Source organism: Streptomyces alanosinicus, from assembly GCF_014650595.1.
Classification (GTDB): domain Bacteria; phylum Actinomycetota; class Actinomycetes; order Streptomycetales; family Streptomycetaceae; genus Streptomyces; species Streptomyces alanosinicus.
In genome coordinates, this window is the sequence record NZ_BMVG01000012.1 from 1 (window position 1) to 16,655 (window position 16,655).

9 protein-coding genes are annotated in these 16,655 nt (G+C 70.7%); 8 read left to right on the forward strand and 1 reads right to left on the reverse strand.

The features are described from left to right. Positions 1 to 1,428 (forward strand): phosphopantetheine-binding protein (locus tag IE277_RS23905; RefSeq protein WP_229881934.1); only part of this gene is annotated, 1,428 nt, incomplete at its 5' end. 11 nt (positions 1,429 to 1,439) lie between these two features. Here the strand turns inward: IE277_RS23905 and IE277_RS23910 are convergent. Next, complete coding sequence (locus IE277_RS23910; protein WP_189955691.1) at positions 1,440 to 2,246, reverse strand: RNA methyltransferase; 807 nt, start codon at positions 2,244 to 2,246, stop codon at positions 1,440 to 1,442. 354 nt (positions 2,247 to 2,600) lie between these two features. On the opposite strand from IE277_RS23910, the gene IE277_RS47410 reads away from it, so the two are divergent. The 7 genes from IE277_RS47410 to IE277_RS48885 are packed head-to-tail and all read left to right on the forward strand — an operon-like array spanning position 2,601 to position 16,637. Further along, positions 2,601 to 2,777, forward strand: a complete 177-nt coding sequence (locus IE277_RS47410) for an MbtH family protein (protein WP_229881944.1) — start codon at positions 2,601 to 2,603, stop codon at positions 2,775 to 2,777. Then, complete coding sequence (locus tag IE277_RS23920) at positions 2,777 to 3,775, forward strand: TauD/TfdA family dioxygenase (protein ID WP_268252654.1); 999 nt, start codon at positions 2,777 to 2,779, stop codon at positions 3,773 to 3,775. The genes IE277_RS47410 and IE277_RS23920 overlap by 1 nt, the downstream gene beginning before the upstream one ends. Then, positions 3,772 to 6,942, forward strand: coding sequence for a non-ribosomal peptide synthetase (locus tag IE277_RS23925; RefSeq protein WP_189955697.1), 3,171 nt, complete (start codon positions 3,772 to 3,774; stop codon positions 6,940 to 6,942). Before IE277_RS23920 ends, IE277_RS23925 begins: the two co-directional genes overlap by 4 nt. Continuing rightward, the gene (locus IE277_RS23930) at positions 6,939 to 10,160 is read left to right on the forward strand and encodes a condensation domain-containing protein (protein WP_189955699.1); all 3,222 of its coding nucleotides are present in this window, start codon (positions 6,939 to 6,941) and stop codon (positions 10,158 to 10,160) included. Before IE277_RS23925 ends, IE277_RS23930 begins: the two co-directional genes overlap by 4 nt. Next, a complete protein-coding gene (locus tag IE277_RS23935) occupies positions 10,157 to 14,647 on the forward strand; it encodes a type I polyketide synthase (protein ID WP_189955701.1) in 4,491 nt (1,496 codons plus the stop codon). Before IE277_RS23930 ends, IE277_RS23935 begins: the two co-directional genes overlap by 4 nt. Next, positions 14,647 to 15,444 (forward strand): nucleotidyltransferase family protein, encoded by a 798-nt coding sequence (locus IE277_RS23940; protein WP_189955704.1) that lies wholly within the window; start codon positions 14,647 to 14,649, stop codon positions 15,442 to 15,444. Before IE277_RS23935 ends, IE277_RS23940 begins: the two co-directional genes overlap by 1 nt. Beyond that, positions 15,441 to 16,637, forward strand: a complete 1,197-nt coding sequence (locus tag IE277_RS48885; protein ID WP_189955706.1) for a glycosyltransferase — start codon at positions 15,441 to 15,443, stop codon at positions 16,635 to 16,637. The genes IE277_RS23940 and IE277_RS48885 overlap by 4 nt, the downstream gene beginning before the upstream one ends. The last annotated feature ends 18 nt before the right edge of the window (positions 16,638 to 16,655 follow it).

Consider the following 16,655-nt stretch of genomic DNA (forward strand, 5'->3'; position numbering starts at 1 on the left):
GGGGTGGCACGACCGGGACTGGACGACAACTTCTTCGCACTCGGCGGCCACTCACTCCTCGTCACACAGCTGGCGGCCAAGCTCACCTCCGCGCTGGGGGTCGGCGTAGGCGTCCGGCTCATCCACATGAACCCGATGCTGGGGAATCTGTGCCGAGCCATCGAAGCGGCGGAGCCCGAAGGGGCACTCCCGTCCGGTGGGAGCTCCGCAGCGCGGGGAGATGACAGTGTCTCCCTCGAACGGATCCCACCGTGCCCCGTCACCCGCCTCCGGTCGCATCGGCTCGACACGGCCGTGCTCGACGGACTGCTGGCCCCGGTGGACGCCGCAGCGGTCACCTACGTCCCCGACGCGTGGCTGCGCGGCGCGCGCATTCCGGAGACGGTCTGGCAGGACGAGTTCGAGGCACCGGGCGCGCTGCTGGCACACATCTTCGACACGGCGGTCGGCCGCATCGGACTGGTCGTCGCGCCCATCGGCTCCGCCGGACTGTACGACGACCCCGCCCGAACGGCGGCGATCACCAAGCGCGCGATCCACCGGGCCGCCGAACTGGGTGCCCGTGCCGTGTCACTGACGGGGCTGCTGCCCTCCGCCACGGAATACGGCCGTACGGTGGCCGAAGCGATCCACGACGGGCCCGCCCCGGTGCGGGTCACCACCGGGCACGCGGCGACCGCGACGGCCGTGGCGCTCACCACGATGGACGCGTTGAAACGGTTGGAACGTCCCGTCGGCCGGGAGACGCTGTGCGTTCTCGGCGTCGGGTCCATCGGAACGTCGAGCGTGCGGCTCCTGGTCGATGCGGGGCACCATCCGGGTCAGCTCGTGCTCTGCGACCTGTTCAGCAAGCGTGAGGCACTCGCCCGGGAGATCCGCACCCTGCGGGATCTGGGGTACGCCGGTGACATCCGCGTAGCCGTGACGTCCGGTGCCGCGCCCGCCGAGGCATACCAGGCCGACGTCGTCATCGGCGCGGTCAATGTGCCGGACGTCCTCGATGTCGCCGCGGTGCGGGCCGGCACGGTGGTCGTCGATGATTCCTTCCCCCGCTGCTTCGACGCGACGGCAGCCGTCGGCCGGATGAGCCAGGCGGGCGACGCACTGTTCATCGAGGCGGGCTTGGTGAGCGCCCCTCAAGCGCTCGACGAGGTGCGGTACCTCCCCGACTGGCTGAAGCCCTTGGTGGGGAACGAGCCACCGCGGAGGCTGCCTCACGAAATCATGGGCTGCGTGGCCGCGTCAGGACTCGTCGCCACTCACCCGGACGTGGGCGCCTCGATCGGCGCGGTGACCCGGGAACAGGCCCGCGGCCATCTGGAGCGCCTGACCCGGCTCGGCTTCAGCGCAGCCACGCCGCAGTGCGACGGATATCTCGTACCGGACGCGGTGTTCGCCCGCATACAGGAGCTGGGAGCGCGCCGATGAACGGCTCCCCCTCAGGGCTGCCCTGCCGCCATGCGCTGTCGCACGGCCTCGTAGGTGAAGAGCGCGGCCGACACCGCGACGTTGAGCGAATCCACCTGACCGAACATCGGGATCTTCGCCCTGCTGTGGGCACCCGTCATCCACGCGTCCGACAGACCGTACTTCTCGCTGCCGACCGCGATCGCGGTCGGCCCGGTCATGTCGAACTCGGTCATCAGGACGTCCGTGTCGGGAGTGGCGGCGACGACCCGCACCGAGTTCTTCGCCAGCCAGTCCATGACCTCGTCGGAGGCGGCCGAGGCGACGGGTACGGAGAAGACCGTGCCCTTGCTCGCCCGGATGACGTTGGGGTTCCCCCAGTCGGTGACGGCATCGGCGGAGACGACCGCGGTCACTCCGGCCGCGTCTGCGGTACGGAGCATCGAGCCAAGGTTGCCGGGCTTCTCCACGCCCTCACAGACGAGAATGAGCGCCTGCGGCCCCACATCGATGTGCGAGAGCTCCGTCTCGATGCTCGGCACCACGGCGAGCCAACCGTCCGGCCCCTCACGATAGGCGGCCTTGTCGAATGCCTGCTGGCTGAGGCTGAACAGGGCGGTGCCGAGTTCCGCGGACCGTGCCAAGACGTTTCTCGGGTCCTTGCCACCGGTCAGCGCGGGGCAGAAATAAAGATCGCGAGGGCGTACTCCGGCCCGCAGCGCGAGGTCCAGTTCCTCATACCCCTCGACCAGGGTCACTCCGGAGCCATGCCGGCTTCGGCGGCGTCGCAGCGTGACGAGTTCCTTGATGCGGGGATTGCTCGGACTGGAAATCTCCATGGGCGAACCACCCGGCGAGATGGATGGCATAGGCGATGGGAGTCACGGTGCCTTTCGGCCTCCGGTCCTCTGCCCCCTTCCTCTTTGCGCTGCACACGGTGGTGGCCAGCCTACCCGACCGGTCAGCCACCTGCTTCACCGTCACCAACAGCTCGGCAGCCACGGTGGAGTGCGAGTGGTCAGGCAACTACCGGCGGCCCGAGGCGCCTGTCCCGAGGAGGGGGTCGACCGTTCGGCTGCGATGGAGCCTCTCGCGTTCGTCGTCACCCCAGTAAGGAGCATCCTGTGCCCGCTACAGAAACCCAATCTCGACATGACGGTGCCGGTTCGAATCCGACCGGTCCGGAATTCCTCGTGGTCGTGAACGACGAGGAGCAGTATTCGATATGGAATTCACTGCGCCCGGTACCCGGCGGCTGGCGGGCCGAAGGGACGCGTGGCTCCAAGGAAGCATGCCTGGAGCACATAGACCGTGTATGGACGGACATGCGTCCGCGTAGCGTGCGGGACACCGAAGGGGGTGACCATTGATGTCCGAGGCGGTCGCCATATCCCAGGAGCACGGCATCTCCGTATTCCAGGTCGATGACCAGGGTGCGGAAACACTGAATATTGCAGCCGTGGCACGGATTTTCCGCAGCGACCTCCGGAAAATCGCGGCCGAATCCGGGGCAGTGCTTGTCCGGGGCCTCGGTCCGCTGACCGTCGATGACTTCTCGAAGGCAGCCGAACACCTTCTCGATGTCGTCGTACGCGACAACGGCGAACATGAGCCGGCCAACGACACAGGAGACGTGCAGACTCCCGTCCCGTACGACGCCGGCCGAAAGCTCCTCTGGCACAACGAGAACTCGTTCAACCATCGATGGCCGCTCCTGCTGTTGTTCAGTGCCGAGCTGCCGGCCGCCGACGGTGGCCAGACCCCCCTGGCCGATGCCCGTCGGATGCTCGAGGTCCTCGACCCCGGTCTGGTCCGGCGTTTCCGGGACCGCGGCGTGGCCTATCTGCGGACGTACGGTTCCGGAGTCGGCCGCAGCTGGCAGAGCGTGTTCCACACGGAGTCGAGGTCGGAGGCCGAGGCCCGCTGTCGGCGCGAGGGCATCGGATTCCAGTGGGGAACCGACGGGACCCTCCGCACCCGGGCCGTGCGCCCCGCCGTGGTGGAGCACCCCCTGACGGGTCAGCTGTCCTGGTTCGCCCAGGCCCAGCACTGGCACCCCAGCTGCCTGGACGACGAGACCAGGGAAGCCGTGCTCAGCGTCTACGCGCCGGACGAACTGCCCCGGGACTGCCGCTACGGAGACGGCTCGGTCATCGAGGGTGCCGTCATGGAAGAGATCCTTCACGCCTACCAGAGCATCGAGCGGACGTTCGACTGGGTGAAGGGAGACGTGCTCATCGTGGACAACGTGGCCTCCGCCCACGCGAGAAACCCCTACACCCCGCCACGCCGCCTTCTGGTGGCCATGGGCGACGAGTACGAGTTCACGGGGCCGACGGCCGCCGCCGTGCGAAAGGCGGGATCATGACGGCGGTGCGAGAGGCGGTGGCCCGTTTCGCGGAAGAGACACCTCAGGCACCCGCCGTGCGCCTGGGAACCGACGAACTCGGCTATGCGGCGCTCGACCGGCGCAGCCGGGCGATCACCGCGCGGCTGCGGAAACGAGGCATCTCGGAGGGGGACCGGGTCGTGGTCCACATGGCCCGCGGTCTGTCGCTCCTGCCCACGGTCCTCGGCGTGTCGGGTGCGGGCGCCGCGTTCGTCCCGGTGGACGCGCGTACCCCCGCGCGACGCGTGCGCTGGATAGCCGAGGACTGCCGGGCTGCCCTCGCGGTCACGGACCGGTCCACCGAGGCGAACCTCCGGGGGCTCACCGGTGTGCCTTCGCTCCGCGCCGACGATCTGCTCGACGACATCGAGGAGCCCCGGCGGCACCCCGAGGACCGGAGTACCGGACTCGCCTATGTCCTCTATACCTCCGGGTCCACCGGCACTCCCAAGGGCGTCGCCGTTCGCACCGACGCGATGACGGAGTACCTCGACTGGGCGCGCACCGCGTACCAGATGGCTGACGGCACCGGGGCGCCCCTGTTCACCTCGATCGGTTTCGACGCCACGTTGACCACCTTGCTCGGGCCGCTCCTGGCCGGCCGTACGGTCACGGTGGTGCCGGAGGACGGCGGGGACGAACTCTTCCAACTGGCCGACCTGCTGCGGGGTGAGCCCGACTTCAGCTTTCTGAAGGCCACACCCCAGCACGTCGATCTGCTGGCCGACATCCTCGGCTCCACCGCGCTCGGCCGGGCGACCCGGCGCCTCATCGTCGGTGGGGACGCACTGCGCGCCCGCACGGTGCGCAGATGGCACCAGGTCTGTCCGTCCGTCCCGGTGGTCAACGAGTACGGCCCGACCGAAACCGTGGTGGGCTGCACCGCTTTCACCGTCACGCCGGATGAGGTGTCCACGCTGCCGGACGATGTGCCCATCGGCGATGCCATCGGCGCCACACGGATCTACCTCCTGTCGGAGGCCGGAGAGCCGGTACCGCCCGGCGGGACGGGAGAGATCTTCGTCGGCGGACCCAGCGCTCAGAACGTCTACCTGGGTCGCCCCGGCCTCACGGCGGAGCGGTTCCTGCCTGACCCCTGGGGAAGCCCGGGGAGCCGCATGTACCGGACCGGAGACCTCGGCCGCTACGACTCCGCCGGACGACTGGTCTACCGGGGACGGACGGACGATCAGGTGAAGATCCGAGGTATCCGGCTCGAACTGGGCGAGGTCGAGGCCGGGATCACAGCCTGTTCCGGAGTCGCCGACGCCTGCGTCGTGAGCTGGCGGGACGACGACGGCACGGCGGTGCTGGGGGCCGTGGTCGTGGGCCAGGACACCGATACGGTGCTCGCCGAGCTCCGCGAAAGGCTGCCCGCCCACGCGATTCCCCAGCGTCTGGTACGGCTGGCCGCCGTCCCGCTCAACCGCCATGGCAAGGCCGACCGCGCGGCCGTCACCGACACCCTGCGGGCGGAGTCCGGCGCGGCCGCGGGCGCTGCCGGCGACGACGAGGTCCAGAAGCTGGTGGCGCGGACCATGGCGGAGGTGCTGGGCTGCCCGGACCTCGCTCCCGACGACGACTTCTTCGGCCGCGGCGGAGACTCCATGCTGAGCATCCGGCTCGTGGCCAAGCTGCGCAACGCGGGATTCGCGCTCTACCCGCGCGATGTCGTGGCCGCGCCGACCCCGGCCCTGCTCGCGGCCGTGCTCTCCCCCGAGCCGGAGAACGAGCCGGGGCCACGCGTGCCGACGGCCGGGGAAACCGTCGAACTGACGCCTGTCCAGCGTCAGTTCTTCTCGCTGGACCTGCCGAACCCCTCTCACTGGAACCAGAATGTGCTGATCAGAGTGGAGGCCGGCCTGCCATGGTCGCGCTTCGAGACAGCGGCTCGATCCGCGTTCGCCGGGCGCGATGTGCTCCAGTACCGCTACCGGCGGACCGCGGACGGATGGCAGCAGACGTACGTCGGCGGCGCCCCGGCAGTCACGGTCGAAGAAGTCGTCCCCACAGCGACCGGGGCCGACCCGCTGGACGGGGCCGTGCGTGCCGCCAACGCGACGCTGGACATCGGCGACGGCCCGCTGGCCAAGGCCGTGCTGATCCGCGGCCCTGAAGCCGATCACGTCCTCCTGGTCGCACACCATCTCGTGGTCGACGCCGTCTCCTGGACGATTCTCCTCGACGATCTCGTGACGTCCTACCGGCTGGGCGCGGAGGATCCCGCGCGGACGAAACGTGTCCCTGCTCGCGGCGGTGACTTCGCGCGCTGGGCTGCCGCGCTGGGCGAGTTCGCGCGGCGTCCGGAAGTGAGCGCACGCCGGTCCGCCTGGGACGGCATACCGGCGCCGTCCACCGGCGGGCTCGGAGGACCGGCGATCGCTGCGGCGCCCGATGACTACGCCTTCGAGCGGCGCCGGCCGGGCGGCCTCGACTCGGAGGAGACCCGCCGGGTCGAGCGTGCGGGCGAGGCCGGCAACCTCAAGCTCCAGGAAGTGCTGCTGGCGGCGGCCGCCCGTGCGCTGAGCGAGGTGTTCGGCGACGATGTGCTCCGCCTCGATGTGGAGAGCCACGGCCGGACCGACGGACTCGGCGAGCTCGATGTCAGCCGGACCATGGGGTGGTTCACTTCGGTGTTCCCGGTCGCGCTTTCCGGTGGACAAGCCCTCTCCGAGCTCCTCGACCGGGCCCGCCGCGCACTGCGCGAGCAGCCTTGGGACGGAATCGACTTCGGGATATCGCGCCCAGGGCCGCACGGCGAGGGACCGGATCGTTCACCGGTGCTGTTCAACTTCCTGGGCAGAACGGAACGGACCGTCGCCGCCGATCTCGGCTGGACCCTGGTGGACCCGCCACTGGGCGTTCAGGTACCGCCGGCCGGCCGGCGCCCGTACCCGCTGGAACTCCAGGCCCGGGTCGTCGACGGCGCCCTGACCTGGCACTGGGTGCACGGTCGGCACCAGGCGGCGGAAACCGTCGACAAGCTTTCCGGGCGACTGCGCGAGGCACTGCTGGCCTGTGCCGAGGAACTCGACAGGAGCCGGACGCTGCAATTCGAGGCCAGCGGTCTGCCCGCCGACGAACTCGGCGCGCTGCTCGCCGGATTCGGGCACAGCGGTGAGTCCGACGGAGGTGAGAGCCGGTGACCGGCGCCGTCGAGGACGTCCACCCCCTCGCACCGCCCCAGGCGGGTGTGCTGCTGCGGTGCCTCACCGAACCCGAACCCGGCCTGTACGTCGTCCAGATGCGCTTCGAGCTCACCGGGGCGGTGCACGTGGGACGGCTGCAGGCGGCCTGGACGGAGATGGTCCGCCGGCACCCTGTTCTGCGGTCCGCTGTGGTCTGGGAGGGAGTGTCCCACCCGGTCCAGGTCGTGGTCCCGCCCTCCGGCCTGACGGTGCCGGTGGACGTGTTCGACGTCCGTGACGTGGCGGCGGGCGACCGCGCCGCGGCGGTCCAGGACATCCTGCGGGAGGACAGGGTACGTGGGTTCGACCTGACCCGTGCCCCCCTCATGCGCGTGCTCCTCGTCCAACTCGGTGAGCAGCTCTGGGAGATGGTCTGGACACATCACCACGTCATCCTCGACGGGTGGAGCGCCGCCCACGTCGTGGCCGAGCTGTGGCAGTGCTACGGCGGGCACGACGCGCCTGCCGCGAAGCGGCCCGCCTTCCGGGACTACACGGCCGCCGTCGCCGCCAAGGCCGCCCTGTCGCGCGAGGCGAACACGCGGTACTGGACCGGCGTCGTCCGTCCGCACAGCGGTCGGCGGCCCCTGCTCGACGAGGAGAACCTGCCGCGCTCCCACTGGGCTCCCGACATCTGGTCCGAGCGTGAACACCCGGTACCCGATGACCGGCTGCAGCCCTGGCTGAACGCGGCGCGCCGCCATCGCGTCAGCCTGCCGACGCTGCTCCAGGCGGGCTGGGCACTGACTCTTCGCACGCGTGGACTGGGCCCCGACGAGGTGACGTACGGTCTTGTGACGTCGACCCGCACGGACGTGCCCGACGGCACGGAAGTGGTGGGCATGTGCGTGACATCCGTGCCCCAAAGGGTGGTCATGGATCCCGGCGTGGATGTCTCGGCATGGCTGCGTCGCGTCGCCGGCGACACGGCCGCGGCGGAGGAACACGCCTGCGTCAATCCGGCCGACCATCGGCTGTGGAGTGGCGGTGACACCACGGCCGAGCCGTTCCGCTGTCTTCTCGCCATCGAGAACTATCCCCAGGAGGCGCTGCTCACCCGGGTCGAGACCGATGGAATCGGATGCCGCTACCTGGGCGTCCGCGAGTCGACGAACTATGCCCTGACCGCCGGGGTACCCGCCGGATCCCCGAAACGGCTCAAGCTGACCTTCGACACCAGACGGGTCCGCGCCGAGAGGGTGGTGGCGCTGCTGGACCTGTGGCACACGGCTGTCGATCTGCTCTGCGCCGAGGAACCCTGCACGCTGGGTGATGTCCTCGCCGCCTTGGATCAAAGGGGTGCCGGCCCGGACAACAGCGGATCGAGCGTGCTGTCCCTGATCGCCGGCCAGGTTGCGGCCCTGCCCGGGGCAGTGGCCGTCTCGGACGCCGTGGGCAGCCTCACCTTCCACGATCTGGACGCCGCCGCGGACCGCGTCGCCGCATGGTTGTGCGCGCGGGGAACCGTTCCCGGCGAGCGCGTGGGGGTCATGGCCGGCAGCTCCCGTCTGACGGTCGCCGCCGCACTCGGCGCCCTGCGCGCGGGAGCAGCGTACGTCCCCGTGGACCCCCGTCATCCAGCGCCGTACCGGGCCGCCGTGGTGGCCGACGCGGGGGTGCGTCTGGTGCTGTCATCGGCTCGCCGATGCCTTCCCGAACTGCCGGGTGCGACCGTGCTGTACGTCCCGGACATCCTGTCCGCTCCCGAGACTCCGGTCGTGCCGTCGCCCCCCGGGGGGCGCCGCACGGAAGCGGAGGCCGAGGCGTGCGTCGCCTACACGTCCGGCACCGCCCACGCGCCGGTCGGGGTCTCCTACTCGCACAGTGACCTCACGGCCGCGCTGAAGGACATGGCCGAGCTGCTGGACACCGGCCCCGGGGAGACCTGGGCGCCGCTCCATTCACTCGCACGCGCCGCCGCACCCTGGGAATGGTGGGCACCCCTTGCCCACGGTGGGCGGTTGCTCCTGCCACCGGCGGTGGTCGAGTCGCTGCCGGAGACGGCCGCTCGGCTTGTCGAAGAGCGGGTGTCGGTCGTGATGGCGGCACCGGCCGAGGTGGAGACCGTACGCCGGCTGATCCGCCGCTCGGCGTCCTGGCCCGGTCCACGGGGTCTTCGCACGCTGGTGAACGGGCGCGGCCCGGCCGATGCCGATCTGCGCGGATGGCGTGCCGAGGGCTTGCCGAGCGGAGTGCGTCTGGCGAGCCTTTATGCCCCGGCCGGAACGGGAGCCGCCCTGGCCCGTCTCCTCACCCCCGCCGACCTGGCGGACGAGGGTGGCGCGGCGGCTCTGGGACACCCGGGGCCGGGCACGGCGGTCGTGGTCCTGGGACCCGCCGGCGAACCCGTGAGCCCGGACGCCGTCGGCGAACTTCACCTCGGCGCACGCACGCTGCTGCCCACCGGGGATCTCGTCCGGGTTTCCGCCGACGGGCTGCTCACGATGACCGGCCGTGCGGACGACCGGGTCCCTGTACGGGGTGTCCTCGTCCGGCCCGAGGACGTGGAGACCCTGATCAAGGAGACCTGTCCCGAAGTCGCCGACTGCCGGGTGGCGGTACCCCCCGCGGAAGCGGACGCACCGCCGTCCCCGACGGCGGAGGGGGACGGTCTGGTGGCCTGTCTGGTCCCCAAGGAGCCGTTCTCCCAAGGCCCCGCACAGCGTGTCGCCGTGGAGCGCGCACTCCTGCGCGCCCTGCGGTCCCGGTTGCCCGAGACCTCGGTGCCGACCGCGCTGCGCTGGGCGGAGTTCCCCGCCGCCCTGGACGGCCGTACTGCGGTGGACATCGAGTCGGCTGCTGCTCTCCGGGCGGCTTCCACCCCGTCCGGCGCCCAGGACCGCAAGGACATCGAGGACGAGATCACCTCGGTATGGGGGGCCGTCCTGGATGTCCCGGACGTGCCGTTGGATGCCCGTTTCTTCGACCTGGGCGGCAACTCTCTGCTCCTGTTCAAAGTGCTGACGCTGTTGAGAAGGAAGGGGTGGAACGGCTTGACCATGGCCGACCTCTTTGCCTGCCCCACCCCCCGGGGCCTGGCCGACCATCTGCCGGCCCTCCGGGGAAGGGGACCGGCTACCCCCGAACCCCCTGTTCCGGACAGGGCCGCGGAGACCGAAAGCCGCCAGGTCGCACGAGGCCGCCTGGCCGACCGAAGGCGCAGGGGCCGTTCATGAGCGAGGCTGTACGGATGGAGATGGGGAACCTTCCTCCCAACGCTGTGGCCGTCACAGGAATGTCGGGACGCTTTCCCGGCGCGCAGAGCATCGACGAGCTGTGGCGGGCGCTGCGCGAGGGCCGCGAACTGATCAGCTTCTTCGATCGCCGAGAACTGCTGGACCTCGGTGTGCCCGCCGCGGACGTCGACGACCTCGGCTATGTGGCGGCTCGGGGAGCGCTCGACGCACCCCTGGCGTTCGACGCGAGCTTCTTCGGATACAGCGCCCGGGAAGCCGAACTGATGGACCCTCAGCAGCGCCTGATCCTGGAGACGGCATGGCACGTCGCCGAAGACGCCGGTTGTCGACTCGCCGACATCGACGGGCGTGTCGGTGTGTTCGCGGCCGCCGCACCACCCACGTATCTATCGGTCTTCCAACAGCCCAAGGAGGCCGGCGGGCTGGAGATCCAGCTCGGCAACGACACCGACTTCGCAGCGTCCAGGGTCTCCTACAAGCTTGACCTGAACGGGCCCAGCGTCTCGGTGGCCACGGCGTGTTCCTCGGGGCTCGCCGTCGTCCACCTGGCCTGTCAGAGCCTGCTGTCGGGTGATTCCGACGTGGCCCTGGCGGTCGCGGCCTCGGTGCGCTTCCCCGCGGACAGAGGGCTGCTGCGCGGCGCCGACTCGATCCTGTCGCCCGACGGGCATTGCCGTGCCTTCGGTGCCGACGCCGACGGCACCGTCGAGGCGGACGGCGCGGTCGGCGTCCTGCTCAAGCGGCTCGAGGACGCCGTGGACGACCGCGATCACATCTACGCCGTGATCCGTGGGTCCGCCATGGGCAACGACGGCGCCCATCGGGTCGGGTTCACCGCTCCGGGCGCGCGCGGACAGCAGTCCGTGCTCGCCGAGGCCCTGCGGTTCGCCGATGTCCGACCCGAGGATGTCGGGTACGTGGAGGCGCACGGCACGGGTACACCCCTGGGCGACCCGATCGAGATGCGCGCCATGGCCGGTGTCTACGGCACGGCCGAGCGGACCGAGCCCTGCCGGGTGGGATCCCTCAAGTCGAATCTGGGTCATCTCAACCATGCGAGCGGTATGGCTGGACTGGTCAAGGCGGTCCTCTGCCTGCGGCACCGGGAGTTCGTGCCGACCCTGCACACGGACCGTGTGAACCCGGAACTGGACCTGGCCGACGGACGGTTGAGGATTCAGCGGGAGCGGGAGCCCTGGCCGGAGGCGGCCGTGCCACGGACGGCGGCGGTCAGCTCGTTCGGCATGGGCGGGACCAATGTCCACATGATCGTCTCCGAGGCGCCCGCCGTTCCGGCGTCGGCATCGGGGTCCCGCCCGGCGCAGGCGGTGATCCTGCCCCTTTCGGCGCGGTCGGGTCCCGCCCTGGAGGAGGCCCGGGCCCGGCTGGCGGCGTGGTTGCGCGCCCATGGGGACACGGCATCACTCGCGGACGTCGCCCACACCCTGCAGACGGGGCGCACCGCGTTCCCCCACCGGGCCGCCGTCGTCTGCCGTACAAAGGATGAGGCCATCGCGGCTCTCGACCGGCCGGCCGAGCCGGTGCTCCGGCCGGGTTCCATGAACCGTGACCGCGTCGTGGCGTTCCTCTTTCCCGGACAGGGGGCGCAGCGGCCCGGCATGGCGCGCGCCCTGTACCGGTCCGCGCCGGTCTTCCGTGCCGTCCTGGACGAGTGCCTCGAATACGCCCGGCGAGAACCGGGGCTGGAATCGCTACGGGCACTGCTTCTCGACGAGGACGTGCCCATGGATGCGGAGCTGCGGCGGACAGCCTTGGCCCAGCCGGCGCTCTTCGCCGTCGAGTACGCCATGGCCCGGCAGTGGATGGCTCACGGGGTCCTGCCCGGCGCCATGCTTGGCCACAGCGTCGGCGAGTTCGTCGCCGCCTGTGTGGCGGGGGTGTTCTCCGCCGAGGACGCGATGCGCCTGGTCGCCCGGCGCGGCCGACTGGTGCAGTCCGTTGAGCCCGGCGGAATGTCGGCGGTCAGGCTCCCCGAAGAGGAGGTGTCCGCCGCTCTCGGCGAGCTGCGCGGGTGGGAGTTCAGCGCGTACAACGCCGTCGACCAGTGCGTCATCAGCGCGCCGTTCGGCGTGCTCGAGTCCGCCGAGGAGGCGCTGCGGGCCCATGGCGCGGTCACGACCCGCCTGAAGGTCAGTCACGCCTTCCACTCCCGGTCCGTCGAGCCGGTGCTCGAGCAGTTCGCGCGGGAGGTCGAGCGCACGGCGCGCCACCAACCGCGGTACGCGTATCTGACCAATGTCACGGGGAACTGGATCACGCCGGAGGAGGCGACCTCGGTCGACCACTGGGTCCGCCACCTGCGGGAGCCGGTGCGGTTCGGGCCGGCGCTCAGCACCGTCAAGGAGGCGCTGGACCCGGTGTTCCTGCACCTGGGGCCGGGTACCTCGGTGGGCGACCTCGCCCGCGGCGCCGGAGCGGACCAGGTCGTCTTCGGCCTCGGGCGCGGTGAGCGGGAGGACACCCGGCAGGCTTCCCTCGCCGCCCTCTGGACGGCGGGCGCACGGATCGACTGGCCGTCCCTGGCCGGCCCGGATTCGCGCCGCGTGAGCCTGCCCGGATATCCGTTCCAACGGCAGGTGTTCGCCCTCCCGCTCCGTGGCTCGGCACCGGCCGCTCCGCCCGCGGCGGACAGCGAACGGCTCCCGGTCCACCGGTGGTTCTACGCCGAGACATGGGCACCGTCCGTCGAACTGCCCCTGCCTTCGGACCGGCTGGCCGGCCAACTCCCGGAGCGCTGGGCCGTGGTCGGGGGTGGGCAGGTCGCGGACGCTCTCGCGGAGCTGGGCAGGTCCTGGGGCAAGCGGGTGACCGCCCTCGGCTCAGTCGCGGGCCCGGACGGCGAGGCCCTCGCGAGCGCCGAGCCTGAACTCGTCCTGACCGTCGTCGAGAACGACGGAGCGGATGGGGAGAGCCGACTGCACGGCGCGGACGGGGCGACACGGGCGCCGGGCCCGGAGCTCTCCGGAGTGCGTGACGTCATGACGATCGTCCGTCTGCTCGCCGAGGGCGAGCAGCGGTCGGCGGCACGGGTGCTCGCGCTCGCCGTGAGCGACGAAGCTCAGGGCGAGTCCGCGGCAGGACCCCCCGGTCCACCGAACGGCGCCGCGCTCGTCGCTGCCGCCAGAGTGCTCGATCAGGAGAATCCCGGCGTTACGGTGTCGGCCCTCCCCGTGGCCCGGTACGGGGCGCCCGCCTCGCAGGTGGCCGTCAGAGCGCTGCGCCGGCTGGTGGACGGCAGGGACGACGACGCGGTGCTGGTCGGCGAGAGGCGTCTGCGGCGGCTGATCGAACCGCTGGAGCTGCCTGCCGACGCGCTTCCGCCGACCCGGCTGAAACGACGAGGTGTTTATGTGATCACGGGCGGCCTGGGTCGGATCGGGCTGCGCATGGCCTCCTATCTGGCCCGTCACCACGAGGCCCGGCTGGTTCTCGTGGGGCGCCGCACGGTACCGCTTCGCTCGGAATGGCCCTCGGTCCTCGCGGATCCATCGCATCCATGCCACGGACTGGTGGGCGAGTTCACGCGCTGGGAGAAGGAGGGCGCCCATGTCACTCCCGTCAGCGCCGATGTGACCAGCATGGACTCGCTGGCCCGAGCGTGGGACGAGGCCGAGTCGGCGTACGGGCGGGTGGACGGCGTGGTGCACGCGGCGGGCCTGTCGGATGCCGACGCCTTCCCGCTGGCGCGGGACACGGACGGTGAACTCGCCGCGCGGCACCGGAAGGTCAAGTCGGAGGGCGCTCTCCATCTTGCCGCGCTCGCCGCTGACCGCCGCCCCGACTTCGTCCTCGCTCTGTCGTCGTTGTCGACGGTGCTGGGTGGTCTGGGTTTCAGTGCCTACGCCGCTGCGAGCGCTGCCATGGAGTCGGTCTGCGCGTCCGCCTCAGGCGACCTTCCCGTGGAGTGGTGCGCGGTCCGGCTGGACGGCTGGGAGGACAAGGAGGGCGGCGGTGCCGTCTTCCGTCGGCGCGTCGCGGACGTCATCAGGGACGACGACGCCGATGAGTTGTTCGACGTCCTCTTCCGGCTGCTGCCGCTCGGTGTCGTCATGGTGTCGACGACCGACCTGCCGGCGAGGCTCGCCGGCCGCAAGGTGGCCATGGCGGCCGACGAGGACGAGCGGCAGGGGAAGGAGGACCAGGCTCCTGCCGAGAGCTTCCGCTATCCCCGACCGGCTCTGTCCACGCCGTACCGCGAGCCGGGTGACGAGTTCGAGGGCTTCCTCGTCGGAGTGTTCTCGGAACTCCTGCGCACGGAGGGGATAGGAGTCGACGACGACTTCTTCGAACTGGGCGGTCATTCCCTCCTCGCCATGAGCATGGTGGACCGGCTGCGCACGGAGCTCGGCCTGGACATCGGGCTCCGCGTCCTGTTCGAGGCACCGACAGCCGCCCAGCTGGCGCAGTCTGTTGAAGCGCTGCTCAGGGAATCGGAGACCGCGTAATGATGGATGTCGTCATTCTGTGCGGAGGTCGCGGGACCCGCCTCTTCCCGGCCACCGCGACACTGCCGAAGCTGCTGGTCCCCATCGGCCCCCGCACGATGCTGGAACTCTTGATCGCGCACCTGGAAGGGCAGGGCATCCAGCGCGTGATCCTCTGCGCGGGCTACCGCGCCTCGGAGATCATCTCGTTCCTCACCGAGCGCTCGGTCGAACCCGTCCGGGAGCTCGGCGACGGAGACCTCGGAGCGGTGGTCCGGGGCCCCCGCGGCCGTCCGGTCGAAGTGGTCGCCGCCGACACGGGACTCGACGTACCGACCGGGGCCCGCATTCACCGGATATCGCCGTATCTGCGCAGTCAGGAGTGCATGGTCGTCTACGGTGACGTCCTCGGCGACGTAGCGGTCGATCGGCTGCTCCACCACCATCGCTGGCGATGCAAGTCCGTCACCGTGACCACCGCCAAGGCGCGGTCGCCCTTCGGGCATGTGATCGTCGGCGAGCAGGGGCAGGTGCGGGCCTTCCAGGAGAAGCCGGTTCTGACCGACCCGGTCAACATCGGTTTCATGGTGCTGGACCGGACGGTGGTGGCGGACGAACTCAATCCCCACTCGGGTCAGTTGGAGGAGGATCTGCTGCGCAGGCTGGCGGTCGACGGACAGCTGTCGGCGTTCGAGCACGACGGACACTTCGAGAAGATGGACACACTCGCCGACCGCGAGCGGCTGGAGGGTCTCTGGAAACAGGGGGAACTGGATTGGCTGACAGCGCCGGTCTCGGACCTGGCGACGACGCTGTGACAGCGCTTCCCGCGACCGTCGCGATAGCAGGCACCGGGACCGCGGGTGACCTGCTCCCCTTGTTGGCGATCGGGCGTCGGCTGGTGGCTCTGGGGCATGCCGTCACGTTCATCACCCATGCCCCGTACCGGGAAAGGGCACAGTCGGCGGGGCTGCGCTTCGTGGCCCTGGACACGGAGGAGGAATACGCGGCCCTGCTGGCGGACTCGGCGGAGCTGGTGGGCGGAAACCACGATCTGGACCTGGTGGAAGGGACAACCGGCTGGTACCACAGCCCGGAGCGCAAGCTCCGGGAGTACCAGGCCGTGGCCGACTGTGTGTCGGACCGCGACGCCGTGGTCATCGGCCGCTATCTGAGCGCTGCTCCGGCGATGGCGGCGGCTGAGGCGTGCGGCGCACGTGGTGCCTGGTCACTGGTCTCGCCGCACGCCTTGCAGGAGGGCGTCGCCACACAGGCGCTCCACGGCGCGCGCAAGCTCGATGCCCTGAACACCGACCGGAAGCTCTTCGGGCTCCCGCCTGTCGAGGACTGGCTCGACTGGACGGAGCGGGTGGCGGTCAAAGTCGGGCTCTGGCCGGACTGGTTCGCGCCCGACGTGAACGAGTGGCCGAGGCTGTTCCGCACCGGATTTCCCTGCGACGCCTCGGAGTCCGGCGCCCTTCCGGAGGAGGTCTGGGAGTTCCTGTCCGCCGGGGAACCACCGGTGCTGATCACCGGGGGGACCGGTCGGATGCTGGTCTCCAACTTCTTCGAGTCGGCGGTCAACGGCGTGCTGCGGGTGGGTGCCCGGGCGATTGTCGTCAATCGGCATCTGCGCCGGCCTCTGCACTGGCCCGAGGGGCAAGTGCTGGTCCAGCCGCAGTTGCCCTTTCCGGCCCTGATGCGGCATCTGAGCGCCATCGCACATCATGGCGGTATCGGTACGTGTGCCCGAGCCCTGGAGTGCGGCGTGCCGCAGGTGGTTCTCGCGGAGGGCGTCGACCGACCGGACAACGCCGCCCGGCTGAGACGCCTGGGGGTGGCGATCGATGTGCCCGGCCCTTCCTGGACGGCTTCGACGATCGCCGACGCCCTGCGCGTTCTGGCGGAGACACCGTCGGTGCGTTCGGCGAGCGAGGAGGCGGTCCTGCGGCTGCGCGGTGTGGACGCGGCCGATCAGGCGGCCCGGCTGGTCGCGGCGCACCCGTGGTGAGCCCCGGCCAGCCGGTGT

What these genes read in the sequence shown, in the direction of transcription:
- IE277_RS23925 (WP_189955697.1), top strand. Translation starts at nt 3,772, where the DNA reads ATGACGGCGGTGCGAGAGGCGGTGGCCCGTTTCGCGGAAGAGACACCT.
- IE277_RS23920 (WP_268252654.1), top strand. Translation starts at nt 2,777, where the DNA reads ATGTCCGAGGCGGTCGCCATATCCCAGGAGCACGGCATCTCCGTATTC.
- IE277_RS23935 (WP_189955701.1), top strand. Translation starts at nt 10,157, where the DNA reads ATGAGCGAGGCTGTACGGATGGAGATGGGGAACCTTCCTCCCAACGCT.
- IE277_RS23910 (WP_189955691.1), bottom strand. Translation starts at nt 2,246, where the DNA reads ATGGAGATTTCCAGTCCGAGCAATCCCCGCATCAAGGAACTCGTCACG.
- IE277_RS23940 (WP_189955704.1), top strand. Translation starts at nt 14,647, where the DNA reads ATGATGGATGTCGTCATTCTGTGCGGAGGTCGCGGGACCCGCCTCTTC.